The sequence below is a fragment of the Aeriscardovia aeriphila genome, from assembly GCF_002259595.1.
Classification (GTDB): domain Bacteria; phylum Actinomycetota; class Actinomycetes; order Actinomycetales; family Bifidobacteriaceae; genus Aeriscardovia; species Aeriscardovia aeriphila.
In genome coordinates, this window is sequence record NZ_MWWU01000002.1 from 877,239 (window position 1) to 889,755 (window position 12,517).

Below are 12,517 nucleotides of genomic sequence, written 5' to 3' on the forward strand. Positions count from 1 at the left end.
CTGACAGGACAACACGTCGAGATGTGTAAATTCACGCCTTTCGCCATACTTGTTTATATGAATTTCTTCGATGGCATTTCTGGGCTGGAATGGCTGGCTATCATCGCGCTCATCGCGGCAGTCATTATTGTGTGGCGCCTTATTTTGCGCGCAATTGCCCATATGCGCCATCGTCAGGAAGAGATCTCGGCTATCAACTCGAGGCGCAACGATCCTGCTGAATATGCTTTCATTGTGAACCCCTCCAAGCCGGGTGCTCAGCAAATTACGGAGCATATTCTCGCGTTTTGCCGCGCTCAAGGCGTTCCTGAGCCTCTCATCATCGAAACTCAGCTCGACAAAGATGGTGAGGCGTGCGCTCAGGAGGCTATTGCTCGGGGTGCGCAGGTGATTGTTGCCGTGGGCGGTGATGGAACGGTGCGAACCGTTGCAGCCGGTGTCGAAGGCACGAACCATCCCCTCGCTGTCATCCCTATTGGTACTGCTAATCTTTTTGCGAGGAACCTCGGTATTCCACTCAAGCTCGACGATGCTTTGAGGGTTGCGCTGTCCCATGGCTCTCGTCGCGTCGACATGGGTTGCATGAGCCTTCCAGATTCTCACCGCGCCAAAGACAGGCGTGGGCATGGCTTCCTGCTGATTTCTGGCATTGGCTTTGACGCCACCATGATGGCTGCGACTGACCCGCGTTTGAAGGGAAGGATGGGCTGGCTCGCGTATGGCGTCGCTGGTATGAAACACCTTTTTGACCGCAAACAGATTGGCACTATTGCTATTACCGACCGCGATGGCGATATTCACACCTTCCGTGACGTGCAATTCCGCACTTTCCTGGTCGGAAACTGCGGTGCTATCCCGATGGTGAGCTTGATGCCAGAGGCCGATTATTCTGACGGTTTGCTCGACTTTGAGCTGCTCGACACCGACGGTGGGATTATCGGCTGGGCAAACCTTGCTCAAGACCTTTTCTACCAGACGATTTGGGGCCGTTCAGGCAAGAGGCTGGGTTCGGTGGGTTCGACTATGGACCATATGCAGGGAACACATGCGGAAATCTGGCTGAACCATTCGGCGTATGCGGAGGTCGATGGTGACCTTTTGTCGCAGACGAAGCATGTGAGCATTGAGGTGCATCATCGATCGCTCATCGTTCGCGTGCCGCGCAAGCCTGCGCAGTTTGGTGTGTCTACGAGCACTTCTCTGAGCGTGTCCAAGAGCGAGCAGTAACCCGCGTTCCCGCAAGAGAACAGTGCCCATCCCTGAAGGCCTGCCGACGTTTGCCGATGTTTGCCAACGTTTGCACTTTTCTCGTCCCTCCTCTTCCCTCTTATACGTAATCCCAAGCGATAGCGTTGGGCAAACGAAAGCTGACCAGCGGGTGTGGAAGAATAAGAATCATGGTTGCAAAGAACGCGGGAATGCCCGCTACCCCAGCTGATCTCATCAACGTGGACGAGGTTCTTTCCAAGTATTACGACCTCATCCCTAACCCAGAGAACCCGGCGGAGCGCGTCTCCTTCGGTACCTCTGGCCACCGCGGCACCAGCCTGAACGGCTCCTTCAACGAAGCCCACATCGTTTCGATCACTCAGGCTATTGCTGAAGAGAGAAAGAAGTCGGGTGTGACCGGCCCTCTGTATTTGGGTCGCGACACTCATGCTCTCTCCCTGCCAGCGTGGAAGTCCGCTATCGAGGTTCTCGTCGCCAACGGCGTGCGTGTTCGCATCGACTCTCGCGATGACTACACCCCTACCCCAGTCGTCTCCCAGGCTATTTTGACTCACAACCGTGCTGAGGATGGTTCTCAGCGCTTCGAAGGTGAGGACCTTGCTGACGGCATTGTGGTCACCCCATCGCACAACCCACCAAGCAATGGTGGTTTCAAGTATGATCCACCAACTGGCGGCCCAGCTCCTTCCGAGCTGACCAATGCTATTGCCAAGCGCGCTAACGAATTGCTGCCCAACTTCAAGCAGATTAAGCGCGTTCCATTCGAAGAGGCTATTAAGTCAGAGCTCATTGAGCGTTTCGACTTCCGTCAGCACTATGTGGATGACTTGGAAAACGTCATCGACTTCGACTCTATTCGTAACGCCGGAGTGCGCCTGGGTATTGACCCTCTGGGCGGCGCTTCTGTCAACTACTGGCCAGCAATCGCTGAAAAGTATGGCATTAACCTCGAAGTGATCAATCCAACTGTTGACCCGCAGTGGGGCTTCATGACCATCGATCACGATGGCAAGATCCGTATGGACCCGAGCTCCCAGTATGCCATGAAGGGTTTGGTTGACCGTTTGAACCAGGGCGCTTGGTCCAAGTACGACCTGGTGGGTGGCGCAGACCCAGATGCTGACCGTCACGGCATTGTGTGCCCTGACTGGGGTGTGATGAACCCGAACCACTACATCGCTGTGGTTGTGGAGTACCTCTTCTCTGGTCACCGTCCAAATTGGCCAGCTCACACTGGTATCGGTAAGACGTTGGTTTCTTCCTCCTTGATTGACCGCGTGGCAGCCTCTATTAACGCCAAGCTCGTTGAGGTTCCTGTTGGCTTCAAGTGGTTCGTGGATCCTCTCTTCACTGGTGAAGTTGCCTTTGGCGGTGAGGAATCCTCCGGTATGACCTTCCTTCGTAAGGGTGGTCGCGTGTGGACCACCGATAAGGATGGTCTCATTCCTGACCTTCTTGCTGCCGAGATTACTGCTGTCACTGGTAAGAACCCTGCTCAGCTGCATCAAGAGCAGGTCAAGCGTTTCGGTGAGAGCTGGTATAAGCGCGTGGACACTCCTACCGACCTGCAGACGAAGGCTCGTTTGGCTGCTGTCGATCCTCAGCTCGTCACTGCAAAGACTTTGGCTGGCGAGGAGATTACCAACGTGATGATCACTGCTCCGGGCAACAATGCCAAGATCGGCGGCATTAAGGTAACGACCAAGGATAACTGGTTCGCTGCTCGCCCATCTGGTACGGAGAACATCATCAAGGTGTACGCTGAGTCCTTCGTTTCTGAAGAAGCCTTGGATCAGGCTATTGAGGATGCTCAAGACGTTGTTGCCAAAGCAACTCAAGCCTGATGCTTCTCACCCTTGTTGCACCTCACAAGGTACAACTCAACTTGTCACTGCTCTGCTTCACTGAACATCGTGTGAGGCAGGTTGCTGGTAAGAGAAAAGCCGGGGTTTCCCCGGCTTTTTCTTTTCTGTGTTGATCTCTCGCGAACTGATAATCTTGTGCGAATTGAGAGCCTTTCCGAACGGGTGCTTCAGGCTAATTCGATAGGCTGAATGCTGTCAAACTCGTTTTGCATCGGGATTGCACGAATGTCAGAGGAGAGCAGGCACACGAGCAGCGAAGCAAGCATAAAGCCGCTACCTACCAGCAAAGTGACGCGATAACCCCAGTATTGCAACATAAAGCCGCCAAGTACGTTTGCCAGAGAGCTGACCCCAGCAAAGATAAGGCCTTCTGTGGCGACAATTCTGCCGCGTAAACGGTTAGGGATGAGCAGGGCTGAGAATGCGCCAAGAACGGAGTTCACACTGATCAGGGGAAGTGTTGAAATAAACAGCAGAATAGCGAGCGCACTGATGGTGGTGGTGAAAGCGAGAGGAACCATGAAGAGGGTAATCCAGGCGATGGCGATCACCATGATCTTTGCTCCTGTCAGGTTCTTGCTTGCCCAGCCGAGGCCTAATGCGCCGAGGATCATGCCAATTCCTGATGCAGAGTCGAGCAAACCGATAAGCGTAGGCGATGTTTTCAGCTGCTGTTGGTCCAAGATTATCACCGTCAAAATGAGTGTAATTCCAAAATTGACGAATGCGGAGACGAGGAGGACCATCGCCATAGCGCGGGCGTGAAGGAAGCACAAGAATATTTCAGAAAGCGAATTGTGCTTCTTTCCTGCTCGTCTCGTCCCCACACTGTTCGTTCTCACACTCTGCTCGATCGAACTATCTTTTCCTCTGCTTTCCTGGGCGCCGCTGTCAACAGGAATGGGATTGTCACTTTTCTCGTTTCCTGGGTTGAGGTCTGCCGTGATGGGCTTCGTCGTCAGAGAAAGCAGTGCAAAGAGGAGCGCAGAAATGAGGAAGGGAATTTCAGGAGCTAAACCGTAGAGGAAACCAGTAACAGGGGTCGAGAGAATCTGGATAATGGCATCTCGGCTTTGGTTGGAGCCCATCGCCTGAGCAAGCTGGTTCTTACTGACAATCTGGGGAAGAACGACATTCGTAATGTTGCCCAGCAAGCCAGACACCAAGCCGCGAATGACGGCAAAAACCATGAGAAACGGAATCGTCATCAGCCCCGCCGCATACACGCCGATGAGAGCAGCAAGAACAGTGAAACCAGCCAGCGAGCAGCAGTACATGAGAGTGCGGCGGTTCACCTTATCGGAAAGCATGCCACCGGGGATCATGGTAATGGCTTGAGCGATGGAATACAGGCCGCCAACTAAACCGGCAATACCAACCGAGCCAGAGATTGGGTACGCCAACAGAGTGAAAGCAAAAGCGCCGATAAAATTGCCGATAGTGACGGATGTGTCCCCGATGAACCAGAAAACGTAGTTGCGTTGTGCGAGCAAGGGTTTGGGGGTATGCGTATTTTTCATTGTGTATCCCTCCTCCCTGGCCCCTCCACTGTGGTGGCGTTGAAGAGGCGATGTTAGGGAAAAGAATACACTACAAATATTTCTCAGCGCGCAATACGCAATAATAAGTATCTGGATGAGTATCTGGATGAGTATAATGACACAGTTAAGTTATGAGCCTGTTGGATGATGTTTATCGCGCTTGCAAGCGCGCTATTGTTGCTTCCGACTGGTTATTTTATGCGCATCGTGGCTGCTACCGCAGTGTGCATGTGCCTTGAATGTGCTTCGTTTGTGACAGGTACAAACGCACTTCACATCAGAAAAATGCAGTGTCACTTTTTCTGCACTGTAATAACACGTTATTAGTTAACGCAGAGAACGAGTAATACGAATAACGACAAATACCGACGATGAATAAAGGAGCTGCCCAACCCGTGATAGTTGCAGACAATACCAAACGAGAAAAACAAGAAAAACAACACCCTACACCCCGCAAGCATAAGCGCCTGAAAAACATGGTGACTCCTGTGTTTTGGATTGCGCTAGCCACTACCCTTGTTCTGATTGGTGTCGCTCTGGCTTTTCCTCGCAGTTTTGAGAAAGCAAGCACAGCAACCCGAGAGTTTATCGCCATCAACTTTGGCTGGCTCTACCTCGTGATTATCACCGCAATGGTGTTCGTCTGCCTCTACCTCATTCTCACTCCTCTGGGAAAAATCAGGTTGGGAGACCCAGGAACCAAACCAGAACACAGCACATTCTCCTGGCTTGCCATGCTTTTCGCTGCTGGAATGGGCATTGGTCTGGTGTTCTATGGTGCCGCCGAACCTCTCAGCCACTTCGCTGTGTCCGCTCCTGAAGCAAAACTCTATTCACGCCAAGCGTTGCGCGACGCTCTACGCTATTCCTTCTTCCACTATGGGATTCATGCGTGGGCTGTCTACGCGATTGTGGCACTCGCGCTTGCTTATTTCCAATTCCGTAAGAAGGAGCGCACGCTTCTCTCCGCTACTCTTAAGCCTCTTTTCGGCGAGAAAATGGAAGGTATTTCAGGAAAGATTGTTGATGCTCTGACTATCGTTGCCACTGTTATTGGCGTTGCAACGACCTTAGGCTTTGGTGCAGCTCAAATTAACGGAGGCTTCCATTACCTCTTTGGTGTTCCAGTCACTCGTTTCATCCAGCTTGGGATTATCATTGTCGCAACAATCATTTTCCTCATTGATGCTGCCTCGGGAATTGACAAGGGCGTGAAAGTACTCTCCAACACAGCTATCGTGTTCTCCTTGGTGTTGCTGGTATTGGCACTCTTCCTCGGCCCTACTGTGCGCATCTTCAATATGTTTATCTCCACGACAGGCGACTACCTGAACAACTTCATCTCGATGAGCTTCCAGTCTGCACCTTATGCACCAAGTGAGCAGGCCTGGATCCGCAAATGGACTATTTTGTACTGGGCATGGTGGATTTCCTGGAGCCCGTTCGTCGGAGTATTTATTGCCCGCATTTCCAAGGGACGCACTGTTCGTGAATTCTTGACCTATGTGTTGGTCATTCCTACTGTGTTCTCCTGCATTTGGTTCACTATTTTCGGTGTGATGTCAACCGATTCAGTTGCAGCTGATCACTCTCTCGCACGCATGCCTATCGAGACTGCCTTGTTTGGCACCTTCTCCCACTACAAGGGTGGTATGCTGCTCTCTATTATCGCTATTGCACTCGTGTTGCTTTTCTTTGTTACTTCTGCTGATTCGGCAACGTATGTTCTTGCAATGGAATCAGAAAATGGAACACTGCAGCCACACACTCGTGTGATGATGGTGTGGGGCGTTATTGTGGCAAGCATTGCTGCAGTTCTCTTGTTTGCAGGAGGCTTGAATGCGCTTCAAAACGCTCTGATTATTGTTGCTCTTCCCTTCGCGGTAATTCTGAGCCTGGTGACTTTTTCCTTGGTCAAAGAGCTCCGTTACGAGGGAGCACAGATGGGCTTAGAGATTAAACCAGAAACATACCCTGCAAAAGGTGAGCCTTTCCGCTCCTATGAGGATGACCCAGCACAAGTTCAGGATGACCCAGCACAGGGTGAGGGCGACGCGCAGCAAGCTCAGGGCAACTCATCGCGAGTTCAGGGCGACGCGCAGCAAGCTCAGAGCAACTCAATGCAGGCGTAGGATAGAGCTCATGCCACAAAACGAGGTTATTGTCTACACTGACGGTTCAGCACTGAGGAACCCCGCCGGGCCAATGGGCTGGGCATGGTGGAATATGCTCACTGATGAACGTAACTATGGCGGAGCCATTATGGGAACGAACAACATCGGTGAGCTTTCTGCCGTCCTCGATGTGCTGCGCTTCCACCGCAATGTGATGAACCTCGTCATCCGTTCTGATTCGCAGTATGCCATCAATTGCTCCACCACCTGGGTGAAAGGCTGGGTTGCTAAAGGCTGGCGCAAAGCGGATAAGAAGCCTGTGAATAACCTTGCCCTCGTTCGCGCCATTTATGACGAGATCGAGTATAAGAAAAGCCAGGGTGGCTCAGTGCGCTTTGAATGGGTTAAAGGCCACGCCGGGCACAAGGGCAATGAGATTTGCGATACACTCGCCCATGGTTTTTCCTCCCAGCTGGATGAACAGACGAAACAAACCGGGCACGGCCACACACACCAGCCTGCCTATCGTGCAACAGACACAGGCCGTATGCCATTAGAGGGCTGGGCTCAGCTTTTGCATGATGGTTACATCGATTCTGCTGATGTTGACCCACAAGTGCTTGAGCAGATTGAACAGTATCACTTTTTCAGCTGAGTGATACAGGTCGCATTGCGAATGAGCTGCGCTAGGAGCCATCGTTATATGATCGCTTCGCCAACTCAAGCTGCGATCCCCGAGTACAGATCCCAACGCCGACCAAGTTGTCAAGGTCGCGCATCATCGTTTTGTGAAAGTAGCTGAAATGTACGTCCGTTACTTGACTACGTGATGCAAGTTGAACAGGCGAATCCTCTAACATAATGAGAGGAATAAGAGGAGGAACTATGTCAGAGCATGCCGCTGAGCGCAGAGTAGGTCAGCATTTGAAGACGCTTCCCTGCAAGAAGCACACTGGCGCTTGGATCACCCTTACCGTTTTGATGCTCCTCCTCATCGCTCTTGGTGTATGGGGGTATCACACCTACCGTCAAGCCCGTTACGTTATGGCGCAAGAGCAGAGTGTGATGACACAAGCAAAGAAGATCACTGATAAGGCGAAGATTGCTGTCAAGGCACAGGATCTCGTTACTTTGAAGGCCTTAGCAAAAGATCCTACCCTTGAGCAGATGAAAACGGAAACTGCTCATGCTCAGGCCGTGATGCATAACCGTAATTGGACTTTCCTCTCTCACATCCCAGTTTTGGGTAACGATGTCAAGGTAGTTCAGCATCTCACCTCAGCAGCACATGATGCAGTATCTGACATTCTTCCTCAGTTCTTGAACCCTCTGAGCTCCCTTGTCGATCAGAAATGGCAAGAAAACGGGCAGATTAACCTTCAACCTCTTCTTGCTGTAGAGAGCCAGCTAACTCAGGGAAGTAAGCAGCTCAATTCTTTGACATCCGACATCCAAAAACTGCCTCATGCTCGCATTGGGAAAATCGAACAAGCTCGTGTCAAGCTCGTCACCAAACTTGTTCCGCTGTCACGACAAATATCGAAGAGCCTAGATTCTCTCCAGTACGTCACAAAGTTGCTCAGCTCGCCAGAAGAGAAGACGATCATTCTTGCTTCAGCAACTACTGCAGAAATTCACTCTTCAAATGGTCTTATCGGTTCACTTGGCAACATGACCGTGGGCAACAACAAAATTCAGATGGGTGAATTCCATTCAAATTCCGAGTTTGAATCACTAGGAAAAATTATGGACTCTCCCGAAGCAGAGCGCATCTTCAATGGAGATGAACACTACTACTCCATGGATATTCGCGATGTGACAATTGACCCCGATTACGACAAGGTTGCTAAACACATTATGAACGCTTGGCAAGCATCAGCCTATCGCGTCAACAATCAGCCACTTGGCGTTCTCATGGTTGACCCTGTGTTTGTCCAGGAACTTATCAAGCTGACAGGAAATGTGAGTACACCAATTGGAATTCAAGTTACCGGAGACAATGCAGCAGCATTCTTGCAAAACGGAATCTATTTTGAATCCACCAGCAACAAAGTACAAGATACCATTTTCGGCGTCGTCACCGCGCAAGCAGTGCATAACATCGTTGATAATCTCAACCCAATGACTGCTATCAAGATTGCTAAGGTTATCCCTGACTTTGCCAAGCAGCGTCACATCTCCTTCTACTCTACTGACCCTCAACTGCAAAAGATTGCTGAAGATATGAACTTGACGCCGCGCGCTCAAAGTTCTGAAACTAAGCCTCAAATTGGTCTGTACGTGAACTCGAATATGGCTTCCAAGATGGACTATTATGAGCAGCGCAATGTGTCAGTCCAACAGACTGCCGGGCCACAGCAAGATGGAGTTACTGGTCAGCGCACCTATACCGTTACCTTAACCATTCAGAACACCTTGGATCCAGCTACGGTGGGGAATTTGCCAATCTATATCAGTGGCGGTGAAGCTGGCCATCTCAAGGAACTATTGCTCGCATACGCCCCACAAGGGGGTACTATCGCCAGCCAAGGTAACGAGTTTGTTCAGGAAACTTGGAATGGCAAGTCTCTTCTGCGCACGAGGTTCAACATTCTTCCTGGCCAGCAAGCAACATATACCTTCCAAGTCATTACTTCACCCAAGGCAACTACAGGATTAACTGTTGATCAAAGCCCTATGGCTCGTTGACAGATCATGTAGCTCGGCAATAAGTGCAACGGAATCAATAATCAATTGTAGAGATGCTGAGGCTTCAGAACGATACATTCACTCACACCTCGGATTGATTTGATGAATGAAACATCGATATAATTTTTCCTCTGGTTCTCCATAGGTAAATCGACCATATGCATACTAATACAAGATAACCAATGGCCGACAGCTGCATCGGTACGAAAAGCACAGCAAAGATAAAAATCACTGAAACACCGAAGGTAATAACAGTAGAAGATTGGAATGGGAGAGTAAAAGATCGAGCAATATAAATCTCAGAAAACAGAGATCTCCCAATTATTGCAAGCACAACTCCAAGAGATGCAAATACCGTAGAGTTCAGCAAGTATGTTCCTATCACAACAAAGACTCCACTGACAGCAACGGTAGCAAGGTTAATGCTCAACCATATGTTCTCTTTCCTTTTCACTTTAAAGAGGGTGGCACATCCTATCTCCATTTTGGCATCAAATATGCAAATGGGAAGAAAAATACCAAAGTAAAGTAGGCTTTCTTGGTAGCTTGGCAACCATAGCGACAAGATTAACACTGCTGGATAATAGAGTAAGTAAACGTAAGGCGCGAGCGCATCCAACACAAGATGCGTTGCCTGATATACCTTCATAATTTCTTTTTCTTGAGCCTGCCGCAATGCAGGGAAGAGCACCATACTCACTTGTTGCATGAAGAAAAGGACAAAATTAATGAGTGATAGTGCAAAGGAGATCCTGCTAAAACTTTGAATTCCCCAATGATTATCGATACTAAAGCGCAAGATACCAACAATCAGCATGCTCGCCGTATTCGCAATGAGAACTTTAATACCGACAACGATGTAATGACGTGCATCGTTAAGAACAGAAGAAACAGCTTCCATCTTCATGCCCATGAAATCACGAGCATTCCATATGCAATAAGCCAAGGAAATAGTCTTTGAAAGACAGTAGAAAATGACATAGTGCTCAAATGAAGAGTCATGTAAGAATAGCAACACCGCCATGGGTATGAGAAATAGCATTCGATCCACCATGACGGAATACGAATACAGCCTCGTCTCATTCATTGCCTGAAAGATGAAGCCCAAGAACAGACAACCATTATTGACGATGATGTAATACGCAAAGAGAAGAAGAACATACGCTCTTTCTTTTTCTATAGGAAGCAGAAGTGCAAAAGCACAAATAATTAGAGAAAAGAAAATCTCATAAGCAATGAGCAGAACGAACTGTCCATGCAAACGAGATTTGTTAATCACATTCCGCGATTTTCCTCCTTCAATCAGATAGATTCCATCTGACAATCCTAAATGGAAAAAACCAGCGTAACTGGCATAAAAGATGAAAAGCTGCCAGTATCCGAATTCTGTGACACCAAGCTGCTTGGGTAAGATGAGCGTGGTAATAATGCTAACGACAATACCAATTGCTTGCGCAAGGAACGCAACAGCCGAATTGTGGAGTAACTCTTTGTAATTCACTCTTTATTCCTCATTCCTTCGCAATTCTGCTGCAATGCTGGGTCTCCGCTTGAGGGGATGAACAATTCCACGAAAAACAGCCAAATGACACAGCGAATAAAGAATCCAAACGAGAAAATAGAAGTGAAGAGGATATTACTGAAGAAGGCAAAGAATAGCGCGCGGATTAAATATCCATAAACGAGAATAGAGAAAGCCGTCACCCTAGGGCCCCATGACTTCATTCTTGTTTGGCGGCCATATTCTTGCGCAGAATCACCTGCAACATCCAGAGCATTTGTTGGAATAATGAGCAGCCTATCAGCGTTCAAATTGTTGTATGTGTGCAAGAAAAGATACTCAAAAAGAAGTCCCAATAGGATCATCGCAATGAAAGTGCCACAAATGCCGAAGTCAAAGTAAGGATCAGCAAATGCGGTATACACATTTCCAAACCAAGTATTTCCTATGTGATGGTATTCTTCAAGACCAACATCCGGAATGCTAACCCCCAAGCGCTGATAAATAGATTTAAACGTCTGAATACCGAAATAACCGCTACTCATATGCTGGTTTGACACAAAGATATCAAGATTTTTTATTCCTCCAGCTAGGTAAATAAGAAGGTACCCGAGTGGACCGTTATACCCGGTTATATTCCGCCCAACAACAATAACGAGAATGAGAGTCAACACAACAAGGGCACTTAAAACTGCAACAATAAGCAGCATGCTCTTCCATGTTAAGGATTTCTCACGTTGCCCACTGGCATTTGCCAGAGTCATGTAAATAATCACCAGCGATCCGAGTATGAACCAGATTGTTCCTGCCTTGCCTCCTGTCAGGAGTGGTCCTCCTGCTGATAAGACAACATTAGCAATAATTAAGAGAGAGATAGGAGTTAGCAACAGCTTTAATCGAGAATTACCGTTTACTTCAGTAAGTCGTTTTGCAAAAAGATAGATGAGAGGGAAACCCATAGTTTCGCAGAAGAGCATGCCAATGTTAAGCATAGCTGGCAGACTTGTATCTATGTTTGAGAATTTCGTCAGCTGATCGTATACTCCTAACGCATTGGTTCGATCCACCATGATTTCGCCGTGATATGAGCTAACCACATGGAAAATATGCTGTAATGTAAGGGAATAAGTAGCTATTTGAAAAACTAGAAGTAGCAGATAGGTAATTATCTGGAATTTTTGCTTACCCCCCTGTTGCGAGAGATGGTGTACAAACCGATGCCACTTCTGGACTACGAGTCTTTGACTCACTACACCTGCAGAGTCTTGTTTCTGAGAAGCATTGAGATATCGACCGTAAAGGTAATAGACGATCAAATTACCAACGAAAAACGAGAAAACTGCGCCAGAAATGAGGAGAACAGTTTTCCAGTGAAGCTCAAATTTCCATTGCTGATAGCATATTAAGCCTAAGAATACCGCTACGGCGAGAGGTAGCCCCAGAAGCACGGTGGGATTAACTATGTCATGTCCGAGGAAGCGGTACGCACATACCACTAAACCAAGAAGAATCAGAAGCAAGAAAACAGTGCTCATCCTTTTCCTCTCTTTCTGAGAGCTTCGTTAAGAATTATTCTTA

Annotated in this window: 8 protein-coding genes; 5 read left to right on the forward strand and 3 right to left on the reverse strand. The window is 48.7% G+C overall.

What is annotated here, in order from left to right:
• The first annotated feature begins 57 nt into the window (after positions 1-57).
• Positions 58-1,227 (forward strand): diacylglycerol/lipid kinase family protein, encoded by a 1,170-nt coding sequence (locus tag AEAE_RS04705; RefSeq protein WP_094689949.1) that lies wholly within the window; start codon positions 58-60, stop codon positions 1,225-1,227.
• 170 nt (positions 1,228-1,397) lie between these two features.
• Complete coding sequence (pgm, locus tag AEAE_RS04710; protein ID WP_094689950.1) at positions 1,398-3,074, forward strand: phosphoglucomutase (alpha-D-glucose-1,6-bisphosphate-dependent); 1,677 nt, start codon at positions 1,398-1,400, stop codon at positions 3,072-3,074.
• 188 nt (positions 3,075-3,262) lie between these two features.
• On the opposite strand, the gene AEAE_RS04715 is transcribed toward pgm, so the two are convergent.
• Positions 3,263-4,615, reverse strand: coding sequence for an MFS transporter (locus AEAE_RS04715; protein ID WP_094689951.1), 1,353 nt, complete (start codon positions 4,613-4,615; stop codon positions 3,263-3,265).
• A 497-nt stretch (positions 4,616-5,112) separates the two neighbouring features.
• Between AEAE_RS04715 and AEAE_RS04720 the strand changes: the two genes are divergently transcribed.
• The 3 genes from AEAE_RS04720 to AEAE_RS04730 all read left to right on the forward strand — a co-directional run bounded on the left by AEAE_RS04720 (position 5,113) and on the right by AEAE_RS04730 (position 9,438).
• Entirely contained in the window at positions 5,113-6,768 is a 1,656-nt protein-coding gene (locus AEAE_RS04720; protein WP_094689952.1) for a BCCT family transporter, read from the forward strand.
• Positions 6,769-6,778: 10 nt separating this feature from the next.
• Positions 6,779-7,405, forward strand: coding sequence for a ribonuclease H family protein (locus tag AEAE_RS04725; protein WP_158520513.1), 627 nt, complete (start codon positions 6,779-6,781; stop codon positions 7,403-7,405).
• Positions 7,406-7,635: 230 nt separating this feature from the next.
• Positions 7,636-9,438 carry a DUF4012 domain-containing protein gene (locus AEAE_RS04730; protein ID WP_158520515.1) on the forward strand — a complete coding sequence of 601 codons (1,803 nt, stop codon included), beginning with the start codon at positions 7,636-7,638 and terminating at the stop codon, positions 9,436-9,438.
• Positions 9,439-9,520: 82 nt separating this feature from the next.
• On the opposite strand, the gene AEAE_RS04735 is transcribed toward AEAE_RS04730, so the two are convergent.
• Both AEAE_RS04735 and AEAE_RS04740 read right to left on the reverse strand, forming a co-directional pair.
• Positions 9,521-10,939: a lipopolysaccharide biosynthesis protein gene (locus AEAE_RS04735; RefSeq protein WP_094689955.1), complete on the reverse strand. Its 1,419-nt coding sequence runs from the start codon at positions 10,937-10,939 to the stop codon at positions 9,521-9,523.
• Complete coding sequence (locus AEAE_RS04740) at positions 10,936-12,474, reverse strand: O-antigen polymerase (protein ID WP_094689956.1); 1,539 nt, start codon at positions 12,472-12,474, stop codon at positions 10,936-10,938. The genes AEAE_RS04735 and AEAE_RS04740 overlap by 4 nt, the downstream gene beginning before the upstream one ends.
• Between the last annotated feature and the right edge of the window lie 43 nt (positions 12,475-12,517).